This is a genomic window from Archangium lansingense, assembly GCF_026626635.1.
GTDB lineage: Bacteria > Myxococcota > Myxococcia > Myxococcales > Myxococcaceae > Archangium > Archangium lansingense.
Window position 1 is genome coordinate 9,374,245 of the sequence record NZ_JAPNKA010000001.1, and the last position, 25,801, is coordinate 9,400,045.

Annotated in this window: 25 protein-coding genes; 13 read left to right on the forward strand and 12 right to left on the reverse strand. The window is 68.5% G+C overall.

The window, feature by feature from the left end; translation table 11 throughout:
- Positions 1-57: 57 nt before the first annotated feature.
- Positions 58-1,017, forward strand: coding sequence for a zinc metalloprotease HtpX (locus OV287_RS37065; protein ID WP_373371860.1), 960 nt, complete (start codon positions 58-60; stop codon positions 1,015-1,017).
- A gap of 15 nt (positions 1,018-1,032) precedes the next feature.
- On the opposite strand, the gene OV287_RS37070 is transcribed toward OV287_RS37065, so the two are convergent.
- Positions 1,033-1,917 (reverse strand): 2-oxo acid dehydrogenase subunit E2, encoded by an 885-nt coding sequence (locus tag OV287_RS37070; protein ID WP_267538755.1) that lies wholly within the window; start codon positions 1,915-1,917, stop codon positions 1,033-1,035.
- 278 nt (positions 1,918-2,195) lie between these two features.
- Between OV287_RS37070 and OV287_RS37075 the strand changes: the two genes are divergently transcribed.
- The gene (locus OV287_RS37075) at positions 2,196-3,248 is read left to right on the forward strand and encodes a coiled-coil domain-containing protein (protein ID WP_373371861.1); all 1,053 of its coding nucleotides are present in this window, start codon (positions 2,196-2,198) and stop codon (positions 3,246-3,248) included.
- Positions 3,249-3,356: 108 nt separating this feature from the next.
- Here the strand turns inward: OV287_RS37075 and OV287_RS37080 are convergent, their stop codons facing one another.
- On the reverse strand, positions 3,357-4,793 hold the full coding sequence (locus OV287_RS37080) for a Kelch repeat-containing protein (RefSeq protein ID WP_267538756.1): 1,437 nt from the start codon (positions 4,791-4,793) through the stop codon (positions 3,357-3,359).
- 253 nt (positions 4,794-5,046) lie between these two features.
- Between OV287_RS37080 and OV287_RS37085 the strand changes: the two genes are divergently transcribed.
- Positions 5,047-6,588: a sensor histidine kinase gene (locus tag OV287_RS37085; protein WP_267538757.1), complete on the forward strand. Its 1,542-nt coding sequence runs from the start codon at positions 5,047-5,049 to the stop codon at positions 6,586-6,588.
- The gene (locus OV287_RS37090) at positions 6,585-7,880 is read left to right on the forward strand and encodes a M16 family metallopeptidase (RefSeq protein ID WP_267538758.1); all 1,296 of its coding nucleotides are present in this window, start codon (positions 6,585-6,587) and stop codon (positions 7,878-7,880) included. The genes OV287_RS37085 and OV287_RS37090 overlap by 4 nt, the downstream gene beginning before the upstream one ends.
- Before the next feature lie 10 nt (positions 7,881-7,890).
- Here OV287_RS37090 and OV287_RS37095 read toward each other — a convergent pair whose 3' ends face one another.
- Entirely contained in the window at positions 7,891-9,111 is a 1,221-nt protein-coding gene (locus tag OV287_RS37095; protein WP_267538759.1) for an ATP-binding protein, read from the reverse strand.
- A gap of 463 nt (positions 9,112-9,574) precedes the next feature.
- Here OV287_RS37095 and OV287_RS37100 point away from each other — a divergent pair, with 463 nt between their 5' ends.
- From OV287_RS37100 to OV287_RS37110, 3 genes are all read left to right on the forward strand, one after another.
- Positions 9,575-10,132: an esterase/lipase family protein gene (locus OV287_RS37100; RefSeq protein ID WP_267538760.1), complete on the forward strand. Its 558-nt coding sequence runs from the start codon at positions 9,575-9,577 to the stop codon at positions 10,130-10,132.
- Positions 10,092-10,277, forward strand: coding sequence for a hypothetical protein (locus tag OV287_RS37105; protein WP_267538761.1), 186 nt, complete (start codon positions 10,092-10,094; stop codon positions 10,275-10,277). The genes OV287_RS37100 and OV287_RS37105 overlap by 41 nt, the downstream gene beginning before the upstream one ends.
- A 164-nt stretch (positions 10,278-10,441) precedes the next feature.
- Complete coding sequence (locus OV287_RS37110; RefSeq protein ID WP_267538762.1) at positions 10,442-11,047, forward strand: DUF2378 family protein; 606 nt, start codon at positions 10,442-10,444, stop codon at positions 11,045-11,047.
- A gap of 21 nt (positions 11,048-11,068) precedes the next feature.
- Here the strand turns inward: OV287_RS37110 and rd are convergent, their stop codons facing one another.
- From rd to OV287_RS37125, 3 genes are all read right to left on the reverse strand, one after another.
- Positions 11,069-11,236: a rubredoxin gene (gene rd, locus OV287_RS37115; RefSeq protein WP_267538763.1), complete on the reverse strand. Its 168-nt coding sequence runs from the start codon at positions 11,234-11,236 to the stop codon at positions 11,069-11,071.
- A gap of 9 nt (positions 11,237-11,245) precedes the next feature.
- Entirely contained in the window at positions 11,246-11,776 is a 531-nt protein-coding gene (locus OV287_RS37120) for a TFIIB-type zinc ribbon-containing protein (protein ID WP_267538764.1), read from the reverse strand.
- A gap of 61 nt (positions 11,777-11,837) precedes the next feature.
- Entirely contained in the window at positions 11,838-12,644 is an 807-nt protein-coding gene (locus OV287_RS37125) for an SDR family NAD(P)-dependent oxidoreductase (RefSeq protein WP_267538765.1), read from the reverse strand.
- Between the two features lie 78 nt (positions 12,645-12,722).
- Between OV287_RS37125 and OV287_RS37130 the strand changes: the two genes are divergently transcribed.
- Together OV287_RS37130 and OV287_RS37135 are read left to right on the forward strand one after the other, a co-directional pair.
- Positions 12,723-13,688: a class I SAM-dependent DNA methyltransferase gene (locus tag OV287_RS37130; RefSeq protein ID WP_267538766.1), complete on the forward strand. Its 966-nt coding sequence runs from the start codon at positions 12,723-12,725 to the stop codon at positions 13,686-13,688.
- Positions 13,689-13,752: 64 nt separating this feature from the next.
- Positions 13,753-14,568 carry a class I SAM-dependent methyltransferase gene (locus OV287_RS37135; protein ID WP_267538767.1) on the forward strand — a complete coding sequence of 272 codons (816 nt, stop codon included), beginning with the start codon at positions 13,753-13,755 and terminating at the stop codon, positions 14,566-14,568.
- A 14-nt stretch (positions 14,569-14,582) separates the two neighbouring features.
- Here OV287_RS37135 and ybiA read toward each other — a convergent pair whose 3' ends face one another.
- Complete coding sequence (ybiA, locus tag OV287_RS37140) at positions 14,583-15,026, reverse strand: riboflavin biosynthesis intermediates N-glycosidase (RefSeq protein WP_267538768.1); 444 nt, start codon at positions 15,024-15,026, stop codon at positions 14,583-14,585.
- Positions 15,026-16,345 (reverse strand): tetratricopeptide repeat protein, encoded by a 1,320-nt coding sequence (locus OV287_RS37145; protein WP_267538769.1) that lies wholly within the window; start codon positions 16,343-16,345, stop codon positions 15,026-15,028. Before OV287_RS37145 ends, ybiA begins: the two co-directional genes overlap by 1 nt.
- Before the next feature lie 40 nt (positions 16,346-16,385).
- Between OV287_RS37145 and OV287_RS37150 the strand changes: the two genes are divergently transcribed.
- From OV287_RS37150 to OV287_RS37165, 4 genes are all read left to right on the forward strand, one after another.
- Complete coding sequence (locus OV287_RS37150; protein WP_267538770.1) at positions 16,386-16,721, forward strand: hypothetical protein; 336 nt, start codon at positions 16,386-16,388, stop codon at positions 16,719-16,721.
- A gap of 318 nt (positions 16,722-17,039) precedes the next feature.
- On the forward strand, positions 17,040-18,656 hold the full coding sequence (locus tag OV287_RS37155; RefSeq protein ID WP_267538771.1) for a sensor histidine kinase: 1,617 nt from the start codon (positions 17,040-17,042) through the stop codon (positions 18,654-18,656).
- Between the two features lie 12 nt (positions 18,657-18,668).
- A complete protein-coding gene (locus OV287_RS37160; RefSeq protein ID WP_267538772.1) occupies positions 18,669-19,127 on the forward strand; it encodes a response regulator in 459 nt (152 codons plus the stop codon).
- Entirely contained in the window at positions 19,127-20,674 is a 1,548-nt protein-coding gene (locus OV287_RS37165) for a response regulator (RefSeq protein WP_267538773.1), read from the forward strand. Before OV287_RS37160 ends, OV287_RS37165 begins: the two co-directional genes overlap by 1 nt.
- A gap of 24 nt (positions 20,675-20,698) precedes the next feature.
- On the opposite strand, the gene OV287_RS37170 is transcribed toward OV287_RS37165, so the two are convergent.
- The 4 genes from OV287_RS37170 to dapF form a co-directional block, all read right to left on the reverse strand.
- The gene (locus OV287_RS37170) at positions 20,699-21,412 is read right to left on the reverse strand and encodes a TFIIB-type zinc ribbon-containing protein (protein WP_267538774.1); all 714 of its coding nucleotides are present in this window, start codon (positions 21,410-21,412) and stop codon (positions 20,699-20,701) included.
- A gap of 112 nt (positions 21,413-21,524) precedes the next feature.
- A complete protein-coding gene (locus tag OV287_RS37175; protein WP_267538775.1) occupies positions 21,525-23,027 on the reverse strand; it encodes a DUF4388 domain-containing protein in 1,503 nt (500 codons plus the stop codon).
- 17 nt (positions 23,028-23,044) lie between these two features.
- A complete protein-coding gene (locus tag OV287_RS37180) occupies positions 23,045-24,895 on the reverse strand; it encodes a GGDEF domain-containing response regulator (protein WP_267538776.1) in 1,851 nt (616 codons plus the stop codon).
- 36 nt (positions 24,896-24,931) lie between these two features.
- Entirely contained in the window at positions 24,932-25,786 is an 855-nt protein-coding gene (gene dapF / locus OV287_RS37185; protein ID WP_267538777.1) for a diaminopimelate epimerase, read from the reverse strand.
- Positions 25,787-25,801: the final 15 nt, after the last annotated feature.

A 25,801-nucleotide genomic window follows, 5' to 3' on the forward strand; every position in this document is an offset into this window, starting at 1 on the left:
ACCGCCTGCTTAGGTTGATTCGGACCTGAGAGGTGAAAGGAAAGGCAAGGCAACGTCATGAGTGCTGGCGGGATGTATGGCTCGTCGATGCCCCGAGAGGGCGTGCGCGGAAGCGGCTGGGGTCACCGGCTGAGCAACGCGCTGAAGACGACGGTGCTGCTGGCGGGACTCACGGCGCTCCTGTTGTTCGTCGGCGAGCGCCTGGGCGGCCCACAGGGGCTCGTCGTCGCGGGCTTCTTCGTCGTGGTGATGAACTTCGTCTCGTACTGGTTCAGCGATCGGATCGCCCTGGCGATGCACGGGGCGCAGCCGCTGGAGTACGCCGAGGCGCCGTGGCTGCACCAGATGGTGGAGCGACTGGCGGCACGTGCGGGCATGCCCAAGCCGAAGCTGTACCTGCTGCCCACGCGCACGCCCAACGCGTTCGCCACGGGCCGCAACCCGGAGCATGCCGCGGTGGCGGTGACGGCCGGCATCGTGGACCTCCTGGAGCAGCGGGAGCTCGAGGGCGTGCTGGCGCACGAGCTGGCGCACGTGAAGAACCGCGACACCCTCATCGGCACGGTGGCGGCCACCCTTGCGGGCGTCATCAGCTACGCGGCGCAGATGCTCTTCTGGTTCGGCGGCTCGATGCTCAGCCGCGGCGATGACGAGGAGGATGGGCTCGGCCACGCGCTGGGCAACCTGGGCGTGCTGTTGGTGGCGCCCATCGCCGCCACGCTGCTGCAGCTCGCGGTGAGTCGCTCGCGCGAGTACGGCGCGGATGCGACGGGGGCGGAGCTGTGTGGGGACCCGGATGCCCTGGCGAGTGCGCTGCTGAAGCTGGAGCGCGGTGCGGAGCTGATGCCCTACGACCGGGCGCCGGCCACCTCGCACCTCTTCATCGTGAACCCGCTGTCCGGCGGCGCCATCATGGGCCTGTTCTCCACGCACCCGCCCATCCCCGAGCGGGTGCGCCGCCTGCGCGAGATGGGGGCCCGCCTGGGCTCGCGTGCCTGGCGCAGCGCCTGGGCGTAGCGCGAGCCCGGGTGACTACCCCGCGGCCGACACCGGCGGAGTGGCCTCCGCCGGCACCGCGGGGGCCACGTCGTCGAGCTTGTCGAAGTGCTCGAAGGGGTTCTCCAGCATCTCGCGGAACGTCTTGGCCAGGATGCTGGCGTGGAAGCCGTCGATGAAGCGGTGATCGAACGAGGCGTTCACGTTCATCAGCTTGCCCGGCACCACCTTGCCGTCCTCCACGACGGGGGCGTCCTTGATGGCACCCGGGGCGATGAAGATGGGCACGCGCGTGTAGGGCACCAGCGGCACGTACGCGGTGTCCAGCCCCAGCGAGCCCACGTTGGTGATGATGGCCGAGCCGAACGCGTCCCGGGGCATACCCGCCCACGTCATGTCCCAGTTCAGCGTGTACATGAAGAAGGAGATGAGCCAGGTGAAGAAGTTGAGGAAGGCGTAGGGCAGCGCGTGGATGGTGCCCTTGCTCTTCTCCAGCGCCTCGTCCTTGCGCTGGCGGACGTTCTGCACCGCGGCCTCCAGCTCGGCGGCGATCTCGCGCAGGGACTTCTGCTCGGCGTCCTCGATCTTCGCCGCGGTCAGGTCCACCTTCCCGCCGTCCGTCTGCACCACGAGGGTGGAGATGGTGATGCGCTTGCGCAGGTAGATGCGGTTGAAGCGCAGGATGGCGTTGGCATCGGGGCAGCGGCGCAGGGCCTCGGCCATGGCCTTGGCCAGCAGGTGGGTGACGGTGAGCCGGATGCCCGTCTTCTGACGGAAGGCCTCGATGTAGGCCAGGGCCTTGTCCATGCGCATCGTCATCGTCCCGTACACGGTCGGGTCGTACGCCGTCTTCCAGCTGCCAATGGCCAGCTTGCGGAAACTGGAAACGTTGTCCTTGGGAATGAGCTCCAGGTGAGCCATGACGCGGTGGTTCCTCCAGGATGGTGCGCGAGCCCTCCAGCTTTACGTTTTTCCTCGTCCGGAGAAAGCCCCCCTGCCCTGCTCACCACCACCCAGGCCCCCCGGGCACCCCGCCACCCCGGCTCCTAACTTGAGCAGCGGACCCCCTCCCCGCAGGGGGGAACGGCCGTGGCAGGGCCGGGTCCACCGGCTGGAGGGCGGGCAACGAGACCTATTGACGTCCCGCCCCCGGACGCTAGGCTGCGCCGCTTTTTGCATAGTCCCCGGAGGTCACCCCCGTGTTGGAAGTTCTCCTCGTCGTCGTCTCGGTGCTCTTCCTGCTCACGCTCGCCTATGTGTTCTTCGGCCAGAAGCAGGCCGCGGCACTCCCCTCCTCGTCTTCCTCGCACGCCGCGAAGGGCGAGCTGGAGTCCGACACCAAGGCGCGCACGCGCCTGGAGGCCGAGCTGGATCGCAGGCGCAAGGAGCTGGATGAACAGCGCTCGCAGCTGCAGGAGGTGAAGGAGCAGCTCAAGCAGGCCAAGCGGAAGATCTACGAGCAGAAGGAGTCGGAGAAGGGCGAGAAGGATCTGTCCAAGGCCCGCGCCGAGGTGGAGCGCAGCGCATCCCTGCAGCTGGAGGTGGTCCGGGGCGAGCTGGCCCAGGCGGAGGCGGAGATCATCCGCCTGAAGTCCGAGGTGGAGATGGGCGGCAAGGGAGGCCGCCGTGGAGCCGCCCCCGCTCCGGCGGCGGTTGCCGCGCCGGCGCCGCAGCAGCAGCTGTCCGCCCCCGCGCAGCCGGAGGAGCGCGTGGTGACCGCGACCACCACCGTGGTGCCCGCCGCTGCTGAGCCCGCCGAGAAGGCCCCGCGCCGCTACCGCGAGCTGAACGATGCCGACCGCGAGAAGATGGAGCGGCTGGAGCAGACGGCGAACAAGGAGCGCGGCCGGGCGTCCGAGCTGGAGCGCGAGGTGAAGCGCATCAAGGGCCGGGCCGACTCGCAGCAGCGCATCTTCTCCGCCAGCAAGAACGAGCTGGAGCTGGTGAAGGACAAGTACAAGGCGCTGGAGAAGCGGCTGAACCGCACGCTGCTGGAGCGGGATCTGCTGCGCCGGGCCATCAAGGACCTGGAGAAGAAGACGGGCATGCTGGCCGAGCGCACGGAGCTGACGCCGGACGAGATGGCGGCGAGCGACCGGAAGGTAGAGGAGGCCGCGCAGGCCCGAGCCTCCGCCGAGGCCGCGCAGCAGCAGGCCGTGACCGCGGCGAGCGAGCCGGCCAGCGCGACGGGCGAGCAGGCCGCGAAGAGCGAGGCCCAGCAGGACGAGAAGCCCACGGCGCCGAACGCCTGAGCCTCTCCAGCCGCACTCCCCCAATATCCCCTCTCCCCTCGGGAGAGGGACGGGGTGAGGGTATCGGGGCCCCGGGTTGTCACCACCGGGCCCCCACCGTAGGTCCGGTCAGTCCAGCGGAACCGGCGTGTAGAGGACCAAATCGCCCAGGGTCTTCCGCTGGCTCCCCGTGTCGTTCAAGCCACCCGCAATCAGCACCGCACCATTGTCCAGCACCGTGCATGTGTGCTGTTGACGCGGCTGCTCCAGCGGCATCAACCCGAGCAGGCCCGGCGCGGCGCCCTCCTCCCCAGGGACGAGCAGTTCCACATGCGAGTCGCTCGCGAGCACACCCGAGCTGTACCGCACCCCACCCAGAGTCATCACGCGACCGTCCGGCAGCGCCACCGCGCACAGCCCGCTCCGGGCGAACACCTGAGGCCCAGCGGATACCTGCGGCGGCACTCCTGAGGAGACGAGCTCCGAGGAGGCCAGGAAGCGCGCCTCGTCCACGTTGCGAGGGGAGTCATGGCCGCCCAGGTACAGCAGCTGCTCCGGCCCGCCAAACGGCACGAGCGCCCCATCGCGCCGGGGCTCGCGCAGCCGAGCGCCCTCGCCCACCGGGACGAAGGAGCCGCCCTCGTGCGCGAAGAACAGCACCTCGGGCCGCAGCGACGTCCCGTCCGAGCCGCCCACCACGGCGATGCGCCGGCCGTCCTGCACCGGCATCGCCGCCATCCCCACCCGGGACACCGGCGTGCTCACGGAAAACACCTGACCCGTCGCGGAGTCGAAGCCCTCGGCCTCCGACACCACCGCGCTGCCCACCCCCACTCCGCCGACGAGCAGCACCCGCCCGCTCGAGTCCACCGCCGCCGCGTGCTGACTGCGCGCCACCTTCAGCTCCACCCCCGTGGATGTCGCCTGGGCCACATCCAGCACCTGGGCGCTCCGCACGGGCAACGAGCCCTCCACCGACGCCACCTCGCCACCCGCCAGCAGCACCTTGCCGCCCGGCAGCCTCGTCGCGGTGTGGAACGCCCGCCGCGTCTCCAGCGATGGCAGTGGCTCCACCGTGCCCGTCACCGGGTCGAAAATCTCCGCCGAGGCCACCGTGGTATTGGCGCCACCCGAGCCCGTCTGGAAGCCCCCGGCCAGCAGCACCCGGCCGTCCTCCAGCAGCGTCGCGGTGTGCGCCGCGCGAGGACTGGCGAGCGACACGCATGAGTCCGCGCTGAAGCCCGGCCGCACATACTCCCCCACCCGGAGGAAGGGGACGGCAATCCTGGAGGACGCGCCGAGCTGCACCGGGACATCGAAGGGACGTGAGCGTCCCAGGGACACCACACGGCCCCCCGAGCGAGGCAGATCCGTGTAGCCACGCACCTCCAGCATGCGCCCCCTCCCAAAGGGGATGGAAAGGGGCTGCAGCATCGTGATGCCCCCGTCCACCGCCGCATAGTGCTCGATGGGTTCCATCCCCTCCCCGGTGACACGCAGGCGCAGGTATCGGACGCCGTCCAGGACCGGGGTGCCGTCGCACGCCACGTCACGGAGCTCCGCCATGTAGGGTGCCTTTTCCGGCCCGCAGGCGCTCAGGAGTCCCAGCGCAACCATCCAGGCTTTCCAACCTGGCGAACGAGCCCTGCCCTGACCCCTGCCCCGACCGGCGGACGAGGTCCACCCGTTGATACTCCGCCTCATGGTGTTCCCCTTTTACGGTCTCCGGCCCCGGCACGGTCCAAAGATGGCTTGCGCTCGGGCCTTCCCGAGCGTAGCGATGGGCTCCGGCCGTGGTCAACGCGGCCCCTGGCCCTGAATGAAGCTCTCGCTCGCCACCCGCATCTTCCTCGGCTACGCGGTGGTGCTCGTCACCTTCGGCGCGGTGTCGCTCTTCAGCGTGGCCGAGCTGCACCGCAACCGGTTGGAGATCCGCCTGGTGAGCCAGGGCTACCTGCAGCTGTCGCAGGACGCGGCGTCGCTCGAGTCCTTCCACACCAACCAGGAGAAGGACACCGAGCGGCTGCTCGAGGAGGGCAGCGTGGAGACACGGCGGGCCCTCATCCGGCTGGCCCGGCTGTACTTCCCGTCCCTGATGGCCGAGCGGCTACAAGCGGCGAAGGTGAGGGCCCGGGAGGTGCGCGCCCTGGCCCCCACGGGCGAGATGCACTTCGTCCAGGACCTGGAGTCGCGCTTCGACGAGCTCTCCACCCGCTACCAGACGTATGGGCGGGCGGCGGAGGCCGTCTTCACGGTGCTCTCCCACGAGAAGCCGGCCGCGGAAGCGGTGTCGCGCGCCACCTCCGAGCTGCGCCAGCAGGAGTCCTCCATCGGCCGAGACATCCGCTTCCTGCGCGCCGCGCTGAGCAACCGCATCCGCGAGCGAGTGGACGGGGCCGAGGACCGCGAGCGGCGCACCGGCCTGGCCATCATCACCCTGTCCGTGCTGGCCATCGGCGTAGGCCTGGGAGCCACCGCCTGGTCTGCCCGCACGCTGCGCCCGGTGCGTACCCTCATCGAGGGCGTGTCGCGCATCGGCCGCGGCGACTACAGCGCGCAGCTGGGCGTGCGCGGTGACGACGAGGTGGCGGTGCTCGCCCGCGAGTTCGACGCCATGGCTCGCTCGCTCCAGGCACGCGAAGCGCAGCTCAAGGCCCAGGCCGAGGCCCTCATGCGCGCCGAGCAGCTCGCGGCCGTGGGCCGCATCTCCGCCCAGGTGGCCCATGAGGTGCGCAACCCCCTGTCCTCCATCGGCCTCAACGTGGAGCTGATGCAGGACGCCTTCGAGCAGGCCAGCTTCGAGTCCCCGGCGGACGCCCGCGAGGCGCGTGAGCTGCTCGCCGCCGTCACCCGCGAGGTGGACCGGCTCACCGAGGTGACGGAGCAGTACCTGCGCATGGCTCGCCCGCCCCGGCCCAGCCTCGAGCCCACCGACGTCACCGAGGTGCTGGCCAGCGTGCTCGACTTCTCACGCGAGGAGCTGGAGCGCGCCCACGTGGAGGTGGTGCGCGAAATGACCGAGCAACCGCCGCAGGCCCTGGCCGACGAGGGCCAGCTCCGACAGGTGTTCCTCAACCTGCTGCGCAACGCCCGCGAGGCCATGCCCGATGGAGGCCGGCTCACCATCGCCACGCGCGTGCACGAGCGCGAGGTGGAGGTCGCTCTCCAGGACACGGGGCGCGGAATGACCGAGGCCGTGCGCTCGCGCATCTTCGAACCTTTCTTCACCACCAAGGAAGACGGAACGGGGCTGGGCCTCGCCGTCTGCCAGCAGATCCTCAAGACCCACGGCGGCTCGCTCGGGTGCCAGAGCGAGCCCGGCCAGGGCACCACCTTCTCCGTCAGGCTTCCCCGCGCATGAGCTTCACCTACCACCGCGACGTCCTGCCCAACGGGCTGCGCGTCGTCACCGTCGAGACCCCGCACCTGCACACCGCCCTGCTCGCGGTGTACGTGCGCACCGGCAGCCGCCATGAGACGGCCGCCAACAACGGCGTCAGCCACTTCCTGGAGCACCTCTTCTTCCGCGGCAGCGAGGGCTGGCCGGACACCGTGAAGATGAACTCCGCCGTGGAGGAGGTGGGCGGCAACCTCAACGGCGTCACCACGCGCGACCACGGCTACTACTACACCCCGCTGCACCCGGCGCACCTGGGCGTGGGCCTCGAAATCCTCGGGGACATGCTCACCCGCCCCAAGCTCACCGACATGGAGGTGGAGCGGAACATCATCCTCGAGGAGATGCTCGACGAGGTGGACGAGAAGGGCCGGGACATCGACATCGACAACCTGTCCAAGCGGGTGCTCTTCCCCGAGCATCCGCTGGCCTTCAAGATCGCGGGCACGCGCGAGTCCGTCTCGCGCCTCACGCACGAGCAGATCCGCGAGCACTTCGCGCGCCACTACGTCACCGGCAACATGGTGGTGACGGCCGCGGGCCGGGTGAAGCACGACGAGGTGCTCGCGCTGGTGGAGCGCCACTTCGCCCGGCTGCCCCAGGGCCCCGAGAGCATCGACCTCCCGCCGCCGCCCCCGCCCGCCGGGCCGCACCTGCACGTCGTCACCCACGACGAGGCCCAGACGGAGTTCCGCATCAGCTTCCGCACCGTGCCCGAGCACCACGACGACTGGCCCGCCCTGCAACTGCTGCGGCGCTTCCTGGATGACGGGCTGTCCTCGCGGCTGCCCTTCGAGATCGTGGAGAAGCGCGGGCTCGCGTACTCGGTGCACGCCTCGCTGGAGGCCTTCCACGACGCGGGCATCTTCGAGATCGAGGCCGCGTGTGCCCCGGACCGAGCATCACTGGTGGTGGCAGAGGTCTTCCGGGTGCTGGGTGAGCTGAGCACCACGCCCGTGAGCGAGGAGGAGCTGGCGCGCGCCAAGCGGCGACACCGGATGCTGCTGGAGTTCTCACAGGACTCGCCGGGCGAGCTGGCCGGGTGGTTCGGAGGGACGGAGCTGTTCCGCCGGCCCGAGTCCTTCGGCCGACGAGCGGACCTGGTGGACGCCGCCAGCGCTGCCCATGTGCGCGACATGGCCCGGCGCTACTTCGCTCGGGAGAACCTCACCGTGGTGGCCGTGGGCCAGCGCAAGGGCATCAAGGCCCTGGAGAAGGTCGTGAACACCGCCGAGGGCCTGCCCTCCTCCAAGTAAGGCGCGAGACCTACCCGGCGAGCGCGTAGTTCTCCAGCAGTTCCAGATTGCTGCGCACGGCTGGTTCAACGTTCCTCACATGAATGGGCGTGCGCAGCGCCCATGCGAGCCGCAGGGGCTCGAAGAGCAGGGAGTGCAGATAGCTCTGCGTGAGGATCCGCAGGCCGCTGAAGTCGAGCACGATGGGCTCGCGACGAAGGATGCGCGGTGTGATCTCGTTCTGCGCGAGATGGATCGCGGCGGGAGTGTTCTCCGCCTGCTTCTGAATCTCGAAAACAGTGGCCTCGGGCGGTGCGGAGTCGAAGCGGATCCAACGGTGAATGGCACGCTGGGGAGTGCGCTGCTTCGCCCGCTCCTTGATGGTCTCGATGAGCGCGGGGTAGTCGACCACGCCCCCCACAGGCAGTTCGAATACAACGAGCGTTCCGGGAAAGCCGACTCCACGCGGCTCGATGAAGCGCAAGCTATGGTTGCCCTCATCATCGACCCATCCGGACAACAGGAGCGAGGCCCCTCGGGTAGCGATGAGGAGAGACCCGCCCGTCAGCTTGGCCATCTCCGCGATGAAGAAGAGGCCCATGCCGGCATTCTGCTGAGTGCCCGTAAGCCCTTCCTCAAACGTCCCCGAGATGTGAGGCCAGAGCGATTTCTCGAGCGCTGCTTCGGGGTCCGACAGATTGGGATGCAAGGTACGCAAACTAGCCGGAATGCCGATACCTGCATCAGCTACGGCGAGTTGCAGCATCGGCCGACCACTCTCCTCATTCCAGAGGTCAACGAGCACAACCCCCCCGCTCGAAGCATGGCTGTGCTGGATCACATTTCGAAGAAGTTCCACGATCACGTACCGAAGCGTGAGCCGTGTGTCCTCCAATTGCTCCTCGGGAACGAGGGCCTTCGAGATCTCATTCGCGAACGGTTCAATGGCCTCGAAACTGTTGACCCACTCATCGAGGAAACGGTTCAGATCCTTTTTGCTGCCGGCCGGGAAGAGACGTGCAATCACCTCCGGGTTTTCACCACGCTCCACCTGCGCATGCAGTTCGCGAGCTCTTTGAAGAATTGCGCGGGCTTTCTCAATGGGGCTCGCAACAACAATGGCTGAACGTACCCACGCGCGAGCAAGGAACAGCAACTCAATCTGCTCGGGCTCCGGTCCTGTTCCACTCAGCCATTGCAAGAGAGGCGCAGGGTCTTCCAGGGATAAGGGCAGCGGGCGCTCCGGTGACATGGCGCCACCATGTCGACCCGGCTGAGCCAAGTCAACGCAGGCGACGCCTCTCGGGTAACCAGCTCGACACGAGCCAGAATGCCCTCCAGGTTCATCACTGCCATCCTGTTTAGCCCGACACCGTCCACTCAATCGAGTCCGATGACCTGGATGTCCGCACGTACGGCGACGTCGGGCTCCTCATCGGCCGGCAGCGCACTCTGGTCCTGAGGAGGACGGCACCACGGTGACCGACGTGGGCGCCTTCACCGATGTCGCCATCAAGCGCGATGGACAGTGGCGGATGGTGCTCGCGCACAACGTCACCGTCCCCCAGTAACCCCCAGTCCCTGGCTCGCCAGGACCCCGTCCCGAACCACCATTTTCCATGAATCCGGGAATTGGCTGCTGACACCTGAATCATGATTCATAAACGCTCCCCGGTGCCACCGCCCCAGGAGGACGGCCCGACCGGAGGAGCACCATGGAGAAGAAGCGGCTGTCGAGCGCAGTGCGTTTTCTGTCCGTACTCGTCGTTGGGTTCGCCGCGGCATCTGCCAGCGCGCAGTGCCGGGACGCGGTGGTGCTCGTGCACGGCAACACCGCCTCTCCCTCGGACTACAACAACACCTACAACACGCTGATCTCCCGCGGGTACGCCTCCGCGGACATCTTCCGCCCCAGCTGGGGCTCCAAGACGTGCGCGGCCTGTAATGACCACTCCGGCTCGGAGGAGACGCCGGTCCGCGACGCCATCAACCAGGCCCTCACCCGCTCGTGTACCGGGAAGATCGACGTCATCGGCCACTCCATGGGCGTCACGCTCGCCATCAAGGCCATCCTCGACCTCGGCGCGCAGAGCAAGGTGGAGGCCTTCGGCCGCCGGCTACCGCGGCCTGTGGACCTGAGGCACCTACCCCTTCAACGTGGTCACCTCCACCTGCGGCGACTGGGGCCTGTCCGTCAACAGCCCCTTCCTCACCGGCATCTACGGCAAGCGCATGGCCACCCGCATCTACACCCTCAAGAGCAACTCGGATGAGCTCGTCTGCGCCACCGGCGTGTGCACCGTGAACGGCGTTCACTCCAGCCAGCTCACCACCGAAAACGCCAGCTACACCCTCTCCGAGAGCCACTTCGGCCTGGTCCGGAACACCGCCACCCGGCAGGCGGACCTGATCCAGTAGCATCCTCCAAGGAGGGGAGAGTCCTACCTTGGGACACAACTCCGGGAACCAAATCTCCGGAGATGGTGGTAGATGCCACCACCAAGGGAGTAGCCTGCCCTTGGTCTGGTCACGGATGATGACCCGACCCTGCGCTGGGTACTCATTCGTCCCAGGGATGCTCGATGATGTCCGCTGCCGCGACCCGGAAGGAACCCGTCATCTTCAGCCAGGTCGTGGAGGCCGTCTTCAAGCACGCCATCAAGGGGCGGCTCGACTCCCATACCCGGGCCCGGCTCAAGAAGATCGGCATCGACCTGGATCATCCCTTCCTGGTCGCCTACTCCGTGCCTACCTGGTTCGCGGCCGTCGGGGTGTGCTCGGAGGTCCTCTTCCCGGACATCCCCAATGAGCAGGCCCGCTACCGGATCGGCCGCCTGCTGGTGGACGGCTACGGCCAGACCACCATGGGCCGGGCCGTGTTCGCGATGCTCCGGATGCTCGGCTGGGAGCGCTCGCTGGGCCGCATCTCGCGCGGGCTGCAGTCGGGGACCAACTACATGGCGGCCCGCACCCGCTTCCTGGACGACGGCACGCTCGAGGTCACCTTCGAGGTCATGCCCGAGTTCCACGCCGCCCTCGGCACCATGTCCGGCATCGACCCGCACTTCATGCACGGCAACATGGACGCGATGATGGAGCTGGTCGGCGCGCCCTTCCACAGCGGCGAGCTGCTGCCCGTCGAGCCCGGCTCCCAGCGCGTCGTCTACCTGCTGCGCCGCAAGAGCTGAGAGCCGGCCCCCTCCCACGTCCTACTCGTCGATTGGCTCGAAGTCGGCCTTGCTGGCGCCGCAGTCGGGGCAATACCAGGTGTCGGGGATCTGCTCGAAGGGTGTGCCCGGCGCGATGCCGGAGGCTGGATCCCCCTCGGCCGGGTCATAGATGTGCTGGCATACGAGGCAGCGGTAACGCTTGTTCATCCCCTCCCTCTACCCTCGACCAAACCACCGGCTCAACCATCCACCCACCTGCTTCACTGGCTGTTCTTCCTCTGCGGGGGGCGGCTGCGCGGAGGGTGCACAACCCGTGCAGTGCAGCCCGTCCTCCCCATTCCTCGCCTCATCGAGCGGGAAGCGCTCGCCGCAGCTCACACAGTAGAAGAAGAAGAACCGCTTCTCGGAGCTGACATTGGCGGCCAGCGGCGCCGAGTCCTCGGTCCCGAAGGAGAGGCGCTCCAGCTCGCCCTCGTCCATATAGACGCCCCGGCAGCGCTCGCAGGTCTCCACCGAGACTCCCCCGGGAAGTTCGGCGGTGCGCATCGGGTGCGAGCAGAAGGCACACGGGCGCTCGCTCCGGCCCGCCACCAGCCGCGGCGACACATCCCTCAGCAGCACCTCGGACAGCTCGCCCGCATCCAGCCAGACGCCCCGGCACGAGCGGCATCGATCCAGCTCGACCCCGACAGCGAAGAACCGCTGCATCCGTCCCCGGCACGACGGGCACCGCTTGTCCGCACTCATGGAAAGCTCCTCTCTGGCGCATTCTGGGGGCAGAGGGCCCCCACTGGCCATGGACCCACCCTCAGTGCTCGCTCGCGTTCATGTACCCGGCGATGCGCAGCCTGAGCGCCAGCGGGGCCAGCGGCATGAACCAGGCCGAGAAGCGGTTGGAGAACCCAGGCACCACCACCGGCTTGCCGCGCTTCAGCGCCTGGTAGCCAGCCTCCGCCACCTGGCGCGCGTTGGCCGTCCCCATGGGCCCGCTGAAGAGCCGGGCCTTTTGGTGCTCCGCTGCCCGCGCGGCGAACTCCGTCTCGGTGTACCCCGGGCACAGCGCCGTCACCGTCACCCCCTGGCCCTTGAGCTCCGCGTGGAGCGCCGTGGAGAAGGACAGCACGTACGCCTTGCTCGCGTAGTACACGGACATGAACGGGCCCGGCGTGAAGGCCGCCAGTGAGGCCACGTTGAGCACGTACCCGCGCCGCCGCGCCACCATCCCCGGAACCAGCTCGCGGGTGAGCGAGGTGAGCGCCCGGATGTTGAGGTCCACCATCCCCATCTGCTGCTCCGCCGGCAGCGCCTCGAAGCTCCCGGCCAGGCCGAAGCCCGCGTTGTTCACCAACACCTCGACGTCGAGCTGGTGCGTCTTCAGCTCGTCCACCACGGTGCGTACGCCCTCGGGTGCGGCGAGATCCGCTCCCACCACCACCGAGGGCACCCCATGGGCCTGCTGGAGTTGATCCGCCAGCTCCCGCATGGGCCCGGTGCGCCGAGCCACCAGCACCAGGCCATACCCTTCGCGCGCCAGAATCGACGCCAGCTCCCAGCCAATGCCACTGGAGGCGCCCGTCACCACTGCGTACTTGTGTGCCCGCACCATGCTGTCCATGTCGCCACGCTTCCAAGGGAGCGAGCCCGGCGTCAATGGCCATGTCGACATTGGGGGGTGTAGCCTCTGGCCCATCCCATGAAGCCCACCCCCATCGATTGGCGTGCGCGCCTGGAAGCGTGTGGATTCGAAGGGGCGGAGCTCGTGCCCGCCACGTACGCGGCCCACGTGTTGTGGTCCCGGAGGGAGCCGCTGGCGGCGGAGGCGGCGCTGCGCGAGCACCTCGACCAGCAGCCAGACGACAAGGACTCCCTCAAGCTGCTCATCTCCATCCTCCAGGAGAGCGGGCGAGCCAGCGAGGTGGTTCCGCTCCGCCGCCACCTGCACGAGCGGCGCTGCCAGGAGCTGCGCATCCCCGAGGCGGCACGGGCCGAGGTGATCGCCTACCTCGAAGCAGCCGAGACCGGAAGCAACCCGCCGGAGCGCATGGCCGACGCCTATGTCGCCGCGCTCTTCGACGTCTACGCCCCGAGCTTCGACGACAGCCTGCGCGGCTTCCTCGCCTACCGCGCGCCCGAGCGGCTCATGGACGCGGTGCGCTCCGTACTCGGCGGACGGCGGGAGCTCGACGTGCTCGATCTGGGGTGTGGCACCGGTCTGGCCGGTCCCCTCCTGAGGCCCTTCGCCCGGCGGCTGGAGGGAATCGATCTCTCGACGGGAATGCTGGACAAGGCGCGCGACCGGGGCGTGTACGACGAGCTCCGAGCTGGAGAGATCACCGCGGAGCTCGCCGCCTCCTCGCGGAGCCATGAGCTCATCGTCGCTGTTGACGTGCTGGTCTACTTCGGCGCGCTGGAGCCACTCTTCCAACACGTAGCCCAACGGCTCGCGCCCGGCGGACTGTTCGCCTTCACCGTGGAGAAGGGGACCGAGCCGGGCTACCGGCTCCTGCCGACGGCACGCTACGTCCACCACCTCGACTACCTCCGAAGCTGTGCCAGCGCGGCCTCCCTTCACCCGGTGTTGGAGCGAGAGGACACGTTGCGCAAACAAGCAGGGCAGCCCGTCACCGGGCACGTGGTGGTTCTGACCCGCTCCTTCTGACGAGGGCGCAAAGCCCGCGGGCCACACGCTATGCTCGCCCCGCCTTACTCCGGGGGTAGACCGCATGACCGCACAGGTCGAGACGATGGAAGCGAAGCTCCAGGGCTACAAACAGGACCTGGGCGGCTCCAGCGCACAAGGGCGCCAGCGGTTGCTGGCCATCGCGGGCATGGCCGATCACATCACGCACCGGCGCATGGAGGGGCTGGGCATCCAGGAGGGCTGGCGCTGCCTCGAGGTGGGCTGTGGCAGCGGCTCCATCGCTCGCTGGATGAGCTACCGGGTGGCGCCGCACGGGCACGTGCTGACGGTGGATCCAGACACCCAATACGTGGCTGACGCGGCCGGAGCGACCCTCGAGGTGCGTCAGCAGACCATCCCCTCGCTGCGGCCTCCCGAGAAGACCTTCGATCTCGTGCACTCCCGGATGGAGCTCCAGCAGCTGCCCGAACGGGAGGAGCTGGTGGAACGGCTGGTGGCCTCGCTCAAGCCGGGCGGCTGGCTACTGCTGGAGGAGCTGGAGACCTTCTCGCTCTTCCAGAACGACACGGGGCCCTTTCTCCAAGTGGTGGAGATCATGCATGCCATGGTGCGCGCCGCCGGCACGGCCGTGGACTGGGCCCGGACGCTGCCGCGCACCTTCCAGCGGCTGGGGCTGCGGAACGTCAACGCCGAGGGCGAGATGCTCTTCTTCTCCGGGGGGACGCCCACCGCCGAGTTCCATCGGCTCACGGGAGAGCAGCACTGGCCCTACGCGGAGAAGATGCGGCTGCTCACGCGCGAGCAGTTCGACCAGTACTCCGCGAGCCTGAGGGATCCGAACGCCTGGTTCTACGGGCCCACCATCTTCGGCGTCTGGGGACAGCGCCCACCCGCGTAGCCGCTGGCGCAGCCCTACTCCTTGCGAAGCGCCTCGCGCAGCTCCATGAGGAGGCGGCCCAGCATGTTCTTCCCGCGGCCGTCTCCGCCATCTCCCCAGTAGTCGTCGTTCTCGGTGTGCTCCACCAGCTTCGCCTCGCCCGTGGAGAGCAGCAGCTCGCGCAGCTCCGGGTGCTGCGTGAACTTCGCGCGCAGCGCCTCGCGCATCACCGCCACCTTCACCGACTCCCAGTCGCGCCGCAGCTTCTTGCTCCGGTCTCGCCCCAGCTCCGCCGCGATGAAGGGAGTCCTCGCCTTGCGAATGGCCTCCTCATGCGGCGTGCCCACGAACTTCTGGGCCTGGAAGTAGTGCTCCGAAGTGGGCCAGACCTTGCCCTCCAGCTTGATGGGATGGGGGGCGAAGTTCGAGAACTCTCCGTACTCGTCGGTGACGCTGTAGAAGTGGATGACCGCGCTCATCAGCGCCGTCCACGCATGATGATGGGCCCTGACTGCTTCTTCTTGGGCAGCGCCTTCTTCAGCGCCTTCTGGATGTCCTGGTACTCGAAATTACCCGGGTCCTGCTTGAGCGCCTCGGCGATGAGCTTCAGGCCCTGCTCGGGCCGCCGCCGCGTCTCCGCGTACAGGCTGGCCAGCGCCACCTTCTCCTCCAGCGAGGCCTCGCCCTGGCCATGGAGCCGCTCCAGCAGGTCCATCGCCACCTCCTTCTCGCCGGCCTCCCGCTGCAGCCGCCACATCCGCGAGAGCGCGGGCACCAGGCGGCCATTCTCCTGGAGGGCAAAGCCGTAGTCCTCCTTCGCGCGCTTCATGTCGCCCTGGGCCTCGTGCACGCGGCCCCGAATGTAGAGGGCGCGGGCGGAGTCCGGCTGAGCCTTCAGCGCCTGCTCCACCGCCGTCAAGGCCCCGGCCTTGTTCCCCTGGGTCAACCTCGTCTCGGCGAGCCGGGCGATGAGGTCCGCATTCTGCGGATACTTGGCCACTGCGGCGGCCAGCACCGCCTCCGCGTCCGCGTGACGCTCGAGCTTCGTGAGCACCCGCACCTTCAGGGTGACGAACTCCGGCTTCGTGGCCTCCTCGCCCTGGACCGACGCCAGGTCCTGCTCGGCGTACTCCGCATAGCCATTCCTGAGGAAGAAGTTGGCACGAAGCAGCCGCGCCGCCGTGAGCCCCGGCTGCTCCTCCAGGAGCCGGTCCATCAGCTTCCCGGCGAGCACCTCCTCGCCCTTGGCCAGGAGGATCTCCGCCTCCACCACCTTGGCGTCCACGTCGTCCGGGCGGTCGCGCTGGATGCGCTCCAGTGTCTGGAAGGCGGCCTTGTGCTGACCCTCGCGCGTCTGCAGGCGGGCCAGCCGGAGGACGTCCAGATCCCTCAGCTCGTCGGCCTCGCGCAGCTCCAGGAGCACGTTGATGGCGTCGCGCGTGCGCCCGTCCTCCTCGTGGCGCTCGGCGAGCTTCCGTTTGATCTCCGGGGCCTGCCCCGGATTGAGGGTCATGGCCCTCTTGAGGGCCAGGATGGACGCCCCCTGGTTCCCCTCCCGGCGCCGGGCCTCGGCTATCAGGAGCAACGGCTCGGGGTTGTCGGGCATCAGCCCCGAGGCCGCCTCGAAGGCCCTCGCGGCCTGTTCGGGCTCGCCGCTGCTCAGCAGGGCCTGGCCCTCGTTCATCTTCGCCTGGAAGGTTTGCTCCCGGGTCTGGACGGAGAGTGTATCCGGGTCCTTGCAGGCAAGCGGAAACATCAACGGCAGGACGTAGAGCAGGCGGGGAAGTTTCGATTGCATCGCTGAGATGCAGGGTAGCGGATGTTATCCTCCGGCGTCGATGGACCCATTCGTTCGGCGCCTCGTGGAGAGGCTCCATGACCCAGCGCGTCCCCTGTCGCGCAACCGGCACTTCCACACGTTCGACACCCCCGAGGGTCGGATGGCGCTGAAAGTGTCTCGCCGGCTGAAGAGCCTCCACCAGGACATCCTCGCCTGCGTGCAGGAGGGGCGGCGCGCCCGCCTCATCCGCCACGTCAACGCCGAGGGCGAGCACCGGCTCGAATTGCACTTCGAGCGGATCTCCGGACGCCGCGTGTCCCACCTCAAGGCGGCCGAGCTGGAGCTGCTCGCCCAGTTGCCGGGTGTGCGCGACGCGCTCGCCGGAGACCTCTGATTCAGCCGGAGGACCGGGGCTCCGGCCCGTGCCGTGCGCGAGGGCCAGGTAAAAAATGCCACCAGCGCCCCGTACCCGGAGTGCGCTCACACTCCTCAACTGCCTTTCCAGTGCCTCCCGGACGCGTGGTGCGGCCCGCTGCGGACGACTCTTCTAGCGGGGTGATGAATCCCCCAAATCGTGCCAGACGCGGTCTCCTGGCCAGTTGTTTCATGGCGAAATTGAGACTCGGCGAACCGGTTGGCTCATCCACCGTGTGCCGGATGACTCTTCCTCTAGGGTGTCGCTATGATCATGGGGCCGCAGCAGGCCAACACCATGACCGCCACGCCCACCTCGACCATCCCTCCTGACGAGCTGGCCGAAACCCTCTTCCAGCCTCAGCACCATCCCTTGCTGCGCGCCATCCTCGACAACGCCGCCGAGGGCCTGGCCATCATCGACGCCAAGGGCAACCAGCTCTACCTCAACGACCAGGCTCGGAAGATCCTCGGCATCGGACTCACCAACTCCACCCCGGAGGCCTGGAGCGAGCGCTACGGCGTCTTCCTCCCGGACATGCAGACGCGGTGCCCCTCCGAGCGCCTGCCCATCTACCGTGCCCTCCATGGAGAGGAGGCTCCCGAAGAGGACCTCTTCATGCGCAATGCCACCCACCCCGAGGGCCGGCACGTCCACTCGATCGCCCGGCCGGTGCGCGACAGCCAGGGAAACTTCCTGGGAGCCACCCTCAGCCTGCGCGACACGCACGAGCAACGTCAGGCCGAGGCCGGCCAGCGCCGCACCGAGCAGCGCTTCGAGCAGCTCGTGGAGTCCGCGCAGGAGGGCCTCTGGTCGGTCGACGAGAACAGCCGCACCAACTACGTCAACCGCTACTTCGCCCAGATGCTCGGCTACACGGTGGAGGAGCTGATGGAGAAGACCCTCTTCGACATCATCCGCCCGGAGGACATCCCCCTCATGCATCAGTACGTCGAGGATCGGCGCCGGGGTCGCTCCGCCGTCCTCAACGACTTCAGGCTGGTGCGCAAGGACGGGACGTTCATCTGGACCCTGGTCTCCACCGGGCCCCTCCACGACGAGACCGGCAAGTACATCGGCGCCATGGCGATGATCACCGACATCACCCAGCGCCGCGAGGCCGAGGAGAAGGTGCGCCAGCTCAACGCGGAGCTGGAGCGCCGCATCGCCGAGCGCACCGCCCAGCTCGAGTTCTCCAACCGCGAGCTGGAGGCCTTCGCCTACTCGGTGGCCCATGACCTGCGCGCTCCGCTGCGCAGCATCTCCAACTTCACCCTCGCCCTCTCCGAGGACTGCACCGACAAGCTGGATGCCACCGGTCTGGACTACCTGCAGCGCATCCGCGCCTCCTCGCAGCGCATGGCCGAGCTCATCGACGGCATCCTCGCGCTCTCGCGCGTCAACCGCACCGAGTTCGTGGAGACAGACGTCAACCTGTCCGGCATCGCGCGCTCCGTCTCCGAGCAGCTCCAGCGTTGGCAGCCCGAGCGCGCCGCGCGCTTCCAGCTCCAGGACGCCCTGGTGGACCGCGGGGACTCCCAGCTCCTGCGCCTGGTGCTGGAGAACCTGATGGGCAACTCCTGGAAGTTCACCCGCGAGCGGTCGGTGGCGGAGATCGAGTTCGGCACCCTCCCGGACAATGGAACCGGACGCATCTACTACGTGAAGGACAACGGGGCCGGCTTCGACATGGCGTACCAGAAGAAGCTCTTTGGCGTCTTCCAGCGGCTGCACACCCAGCAAGAGTTCGAGGGGAATGGCGTAGGGCTCGCCACCGTCCAACGCATCATCCGGCGCCATGGGGGGCGCGTCTGGGCCGAGGGCCAGGTCGGACAGGGCGCTACCTTCTATTTCACACTCCACGAGCCCACCGCCCTTCCTTCCACTCTCCCCCGCCCGACTGGCAGCGCCTGAGGAGCACCCCCCATGTATGATCCGAATCAACGCGTCATCCTGCTCGTCGAGGACAACGCTGACGACGAGCTGATGACCCTCCGGGCGTTCCGCAAGAGCAACATCCACAACCCCGTGGTGGTCGTGCGGGACGGGGCCGAGGCACTCGACTACCTCTTCAGGCAGGGCCGCCACTCGGACCGGGACCCTGACATCCGGCCCCAGGTCATCCTGTTGGATCTGCACCTGCCTCGCATTGATGGCCTGGAAGTGCTGCGGCGCATCCGCGCCCATGAGCAGACCCGGACACTGCCCGTGGTCATCCTCACCTCCTCCAAGGAAGAGCGCGATTTGGTGGAGGGCTACCAGCTCGGCGTCAACAGCTTCGTCCACAAGCCAGTGGACGTCACCGCCTTCTTCGAGGCGGTGAAGCAGCTGGGCATGTACTGGCTCGTCCTCAACGAGCTCCCCACCCCGCGACGGAGTATGTAATGGCAACCCCGCTGCACCTGCTGCTCATCGAGGACTTCGAGGACGACGCCCTGATGGTGTTGCGTGAGCTGCGGCGCAGCGGCTACGACGTCACGCACCAGCGCGTCGAGACGGCCGAGGCTCTGGCGAGCGCACTCGATTCGGGCCCCTGGGATGCCATCATCGCCGACTACGCGCTGCCGCGCTTCGATGCGCTGGCCGCCTTCGCGATCGTCCAACAGCGGGGGCTGGATGTCCCCTTCATCATCGTCTCCGGGCAGATTGGCGAGGACACCGCCGTGGCGGCGATGAGGGCTGGCGTCCACGACTTCCTCCTCAAGGACCGGCTCAGCCGGCTGGGGCCCGCCGTGGCCCGCGAGCTGCGTGAGGCAGCGCTCCGGACCGAGCGCCGGAAGATGCAGGAGCAGCTCCTGTTGTCGGACCGGCTCGCCTCGCTGGGCCTGCTCGCCGCCAGCGTGGCCCATGAGATCAACAACCCCTTGGCCTCGCTCATGGCCAACCTGGACTTCGTGCTGCACCCGCTGGAGGGAGCGACACCCGTCTCCTCTGAGCAGGAGCAGGCGCTGCGCGACTGCCTGCTGTGCTCCGAGCGCATCCGGGAGATCGTCCGCGACATCAAGATCTTCTCCCGGCCGGTCGAGAAAGAGCACGGCCCGGTGGACGTGCACCGGGTGCTCGACTCGTCGCTGCGGATGGCGTGGAACCACATCTTCCACCGCGCCCGCATCATCAAGGACTACGGGGCGATCTCCCCGGTGCTCGGCAGCGAGGCACCGCTCGGACAGGTCTTCCTCAATCTGCTCGTCAATGCCGCCGATGCCATTCCCGACGGCGACAGCACCACGAATGAGATCCGCGTGGTGACGCGCCAGGAGGGCAGCAGCCACGTCCGCGTGGAGCTCCACGACACCGGCCGGGGCATTCCTCCGGAGCTGCGCGAGCGAATCTTCGAGCCCTTCTTCACCACCAAGCCGGTGGGGGTGGGCACGGGCCTGGGACTGGCCATCTGCCGCCGCACCCTCAACGAGATGGGCGGGGAGATGACGGTGGAGAGCGAGCCGGGACGGGGCACCGTGTTCCACCTCCGGCTGAAGACGGCCCACGGCGACACCAAGAAGCCCTCCCAGCCGATGCCGGAGAAGCTGCTGAAGCAGAGCGTGCTGATCCTCGATGACGAGGCGGTCGTCGGCCGAGCCCTCCAGCGGTTGCTCCAGTCCCAGTGTGATGTGCTCGTGCTCGTCCAGGGCCGGGAGGCGCTGGCGCAGGTGGCCTCGGGCCGGCGCTTCGACGCCATCCTGTGCGACCTGATGATGCCGGAGATGAGCGGTCCCCGGTTCTACGAGGAGCTGTCGCGGCTGGCGCCGGATCAGGCCCGGCGGGTCATCTTCATGACGGGCGGAGCCTTCACGGACCAGTCGCGCGCCTTCCTGGCCAACACGGGCATGCCCTGCATCGACAAGCCCATCGAGTTCCAGCGGCTGCGCTCGCTGCTGGCCTCGATGCCAGCCCAGAACGCGGGCAAGGAGTCCACGAGCAAGACGGCTTGAGACGGGCGTTGCCCTCAAGCCCGCTCAGGACTTGGGCCGCCCGCGGAAGAGGTTGCCCAGGCTGAAGTCCTCGTTGTCGCTGCCCTCGACGCGCGCCTTCATGCAGGCACGACAGGCCAGCCCATCCCGCAACGCCTGCCCCTCTCTCAGCGGCTTGCGCTTGCCGCACTCGATGCACTTGAAGGTGCCCGCGGTCTCGACGGGCGGCGCGACCTCCAGGGAGAACGACTCGGGTTCCTCGGACGGTGCAGGAGCCTCGCGCGGCTCGGGGTCCTCGGCAGCCACCCTCTTGGGGGGCGGACTCTTGGGGAGCGGAGGAGGAGGCGGAGGCGAGGCACGGACCGGCGGCGGAGCAACGCGGCGTGGCGCGTCCGCGAGCTTCGGGAGGCTGGACTGCGCGGGGGCTCGTTGGTTCTCCCGGACACCGAGCCGCGCCAACTCCCCGGCATCGAGGAACATGCCTCGGCACGCCGAGCACACCTCAACGGAGATATCGGAGGGGAGCAGCGCGGGCGTCATGAGGATCCGGCACTCCACGCAGTTGCGCTCTGTCAGGCCGCCGATGAGCTGGTGCCGAGCCGAAGGGCCGAAGGTGTCCTGGATGCAGCCCCCTGCCCCCCAGAAACCGCCGCAGTGGGTACAGCGGTGCAGCTCGAGTTCGGTGCCGGAGGGCGTTGGCACGAGGAAGGGCTGGAGGACCTGGGTGCAACCAGGACACTTGCTGTCGGGCTTCTTCATGAGAGCGCCTCCTAATCCCCGTCAAAAAGTGACCGAAGAGGATGAATGTTCCCTCTCCCGGGGGGAGGGGAGATTGCCGCGAACACTCCTTCACGGACTTACCTGAAAGGGATTAACCAGCGGTGACGTTGAGTCGCGGCACCTGCGCCTGAGGTACACCCGGCAGCGTCGGCGCCGGGTTGAGCGCCAGGAGGAGCAGGCTACGCAGCGCCTCGGTGAGGTCCTCGCCCACGCTCGCCGCGCCCGCGGGAGCCCCGTGCAGCTCCGGCGGGACTGGATGGCCCACCAGCACCACCGGCATGCGGATGTCCCATGCCAGGAAGTGCGCCAGCTTCACCGCCGCTTCCGAGGCATCGAAGAGCAGCGCTCCCACCGCCCCCGAGCTGAACGGCCGCCACAAGGGCCTCGCCGCCTCCGCCGGAGGCAGCACGCAGAAGTCCAGGTGCAGCAGCTCGTTGAGGTCCAACCGGCCCAGCGTCCCGAAGCCGCTCTTCACCGCGGCGGGCTCGGCGGCCACGGCCGCGATATCGGGCAACTGGGACAGCAGCCGCCGCGCCACCGCTGGTCCGCTGCCACACACGAAGACCTTGGCGGTGGCCTCGCGCGCGGGGCCTCGGCCCCGGAGGATCCGCCCGCGCAGCGCGTGCACCTCCGCCGGCCCGAGCAGCGGACCACTGCCCTCGTCCCGGTCGGGCTCGGACATGCGGGCCACGCCCTTCTGGAGGAGCGTGTGCAGCACGCCCACCACCTCCAGGTCCGTGGCCGGCGCCAGGTCCAACACCTCGCCGAGCGCGCGCGGCTGACGCAGCAACTCCACCACCTGCGCCGTCACCGGGTGCTGGTCCTGCGTCAGGTCCGCCTCCGGCGCGAGCACCAATCGGACATTGCGCGCCGGCAACCCCGGCAGCAGGCGGTTCACCTCGTCCGCCTGGCGCATCGCCTCCAGCAGGGCGTCGTCCACGGCGCGCTGGATGCGAGGCTTTCCGCCCGTGTTTCCCGGGGCGAAGGTGAAGGAGCCCTCGCTCCACACCAGCAACCGGAAGAGGGCCTTCTCGCCCTCGGCACGGCCCACGCGTGCGTTCACCGGGCGGCCGTCCACCACGACGATCTCCCCGCGCTCGCTGCCCCGCTCCAGCGTCAGCTTCCCGCTGCGCTTGTTCATCCCGAGGATCTGCATCAGGTCCGGGATGCTCAGCTGGCTGAGCGAGCCTTCAATCTCCTGCACCTCGCTCTTGAGGTCCTTCGCCGCCTCGTTGCGGCGGAAGACGTGCTCGATGCGGGAGAGCACCTCGTCGATGTTGAAGGGCTTGCGCAGAAAGCCATCGCGCAGGCCGCGCAGCTTGTCCGCCTCGAACTGGCCGGTAGAGACCACCACCGGGATGTCGTCCGTGCGCGGGTTGGTGCGCAGGATGTTGATGAAGGTGCGCGCATCCAGCATCCGGCACGCCTCATCGAAGAGGATGAGGTCCGGATGGCGCAGCACCGCCACCTCCAGGGCGCGCGAGCCATCCGGCGCGTAGTGCACCTGGTAGCCGCGCGTGCGCAAGGAGCGCGAGAGCGGGCGGACCGACTCGAGGTCGGGATCGGCGATGAGGATCTTTCGAACCTGGGCCATGGTCGCTCCCTACCGGGTCAGTACGGCTGCAAGTCGTATTCGACCTGCAAGCGGGTGATGAGCCCATCCACCACCGCGGTATCCGATGAGTGAAAGCCCCAGGTGGCGCCAAGTCCCCGGCGCTGGATGAGCGCGTACGAGGCCGTCTCCGACATCCAGAGGATGAACTCGTGCCGGGCCATGCGCTCGTCCCCCTCCAGGAAGACGGGCGTGAGTGCCGGGTGCGAGTCCAGGTCCCCTCGCCGTCCCAGCAGGTAGATGCGCGAGGCCATCTCGGGCGAGGCCGACTCCAGCCCCTGCGCGATGGGCAGGTCCGCGCGGATCTCCGGCCCGCCCACGTACAGCAGCCCGCGCGAGCTGGGGTCGCGCATCAGCTCGCGGGCGATCTCCGCCTGCAGCTCGTCGAAGAGGGCATCGGACACCTTGCCGCGGCGCGAGGGCTCGGCGTTCTCCTCCACTGGCAGCTTGGGGCTGGAGGCATTGCCGAGCAGCAGGTCCACCTCGTCCCAGAAGGGCAACGTGTCCAGCATCAGCTTGCGCTGCAGCGAGCAGCGCCGCTCGTCCATGCGCCTGCGGCAGCGGTGCACCAGCTCGTCGAAGTCCTCGCCGTCCTTGGGGAAGGTGCTCGCACCGCCCACCAGCGCCAGCGGCAGGCGCGACTCCACTTCCTGCGCCTCCGGCTCCGCACGCACCGCGTCCAGGGCGCGGCGCACGAACATCATCGCCCCAAAGAAGTCCGTCTCCGGCAGCAGCAGGTAGAACTCCTGCTCGCTCGCCTTGGCGATGACGTCCGAGTCCCGGACGATGCGCCCGAAGGCCTTGATGATGCCGCGCACCGCGAGCTTCGCGTCCGGCACGCCCAGGCGCATCCGCACCAGGGGCAGGTTGTCCACGGAGAACGTGAGCAGCGAGAACGTCCGTCCGTAGCGCCGCGCCTTGTAGATTTCCTTGGAGGCGTAGTCGGTGAAGTAGCTGAGGTTGTAGGCGGCGGTGTCCCGGTCGCGCAGACCCAACCGCTGCAGCGCCAGCATCCGGCGGCCGTTCTTGACGCCTACCGCGGCCGAGTCGCCCAGAATCTTGGCGTAGCGCACGTGCTCGGTGCGGAAGTCGCCGGCAACCGGGTCCGAGAGCTGCGCCAGGCCCATGATCTCCCCGCCGGTGACGAAGGGGACGTAGAGGACTGGCGAGCGCTCGTCGCGGGCGATCCACGGCAGGCCCTCGCGCAGGCGGTTGCCGAGCGGCCCATCCGGGCTCATGCGCTCGGCGAGGAACTGCTTGTCCAGCAGTCCCCGGTAGGCGCGCAGGATGAGGTGCCCCCGGTCGTCGGCGACCCACAGGGCGGCGCTCTGGGCATCGCAGACGGCGGCGAGCTCGGCGGCCACGCGCTCCTGGAGCCACTCGAGGTCCGGCTGGGAGAGCAGCTCCAAGCAGCGCTGGTGGAGGTTCTGGTAGCGGGCGAACTCCAGGTTCTCGGTCTGGAGCTGGGAGCGCTCACGGCGCAGCTGGACGCGCTCCATGGCCCGCTCCACGGCGAGCAGCAGGTCCGACTCGTCGACGGGCTTGGTGAGCACCACGGCCACCCCAGCACTCAGGGCCATGGCCGAGCCCTTCACGTCCGTGCGCTGGGTGACGAGGATGATCTCCTGATCGGGCTCGCGCTCGCGCAGCTTCGCGGTGAGACCGAAGCCGTCCATCTCCGGCATGACCACGTCGGTGACGATCAGGTCGAAGGTCTCGTGGTTGACCGCCTCCAGAGCCTGGGCGGCGTTCGCCGCGGGAACGACGAGGTAGCCCTTCCGGGAGAGCATGTCGGAAGCGAGCTGCCGGAAGAAGTTGTCGTCATCGACGACGAGGATGGGGCCAGCCACGGCGGAGGACTCGACGGGAGGGGGGGAGGGGCGAGGTTACCGGCCCGGGAGATCCGGGACAACGCCCGTGAAGACGAAGGACACGGCCCCCCGGAGGCGGATGTCCGACAGGTCCGAGGGCACCCGGATGTGCAGGTCCCCGCCCGGCAGGGTGACACGCAGCCAGGCATCCGCCGGGAGGCGCCGCGCAAGCACCGCCGCCACGGCCGCCGCACAGGCCCCGGTACCGCAGGCCTCGGTCAGGCCACAGCCCCGCTCCCACACCACCACGGCCAGGCCCTCCTCGTTCACCTTGACGAACTCGACGTTGGTGCGCTCCGGGAAGCCCGGGTGCCGCTCCAGCACCGGGCCCAGGCGACCGGCGTCCTCCAGAGGCTGGTCGAGCAGGACGAGGTGGGGGTTGCCCATGTTGACGGCATAGCCGCGCAGCTCCGAGTGGCCGGGCACAGGCTCGCCGAGGAAGGGCTGGCCGGTAGCACCCGAGGGCAGGTTGGGTGCCACAAGCCGCGCGGGCCCCATGGAGAGCTCTACCTCGGCCACGCCGTCCACGCCGTACCCGGGCATACACGCGAGCACCCCGGCTCCCGTCTCCACCTCGATTCGGTCGGGCTTCTCGCCGGAGTGGTCCACCAGGTACTTCACCGCGCAGCGCAGGCCGTTGCCGCACATCTCCGCGATGCTGCCATCGGCGTTGTGCACCACCATGCGCGCCATGGCCACGTCCGAGGGCAGCAGGCTGAGCACTCCGTCCGCGCCAATGCCCCTGCGCCGATCGCAGAGCCACTGCGCGAACCTCGCGTCGACGTCCGTCCCACTCTGCCGACAGTCCAGCACGATGAAGTCGTTGCCGAGGCCGTGGTACTTGAAGAAGAACTCTGCCGTAGTGCTCATGGTCGTGGTGTCTCT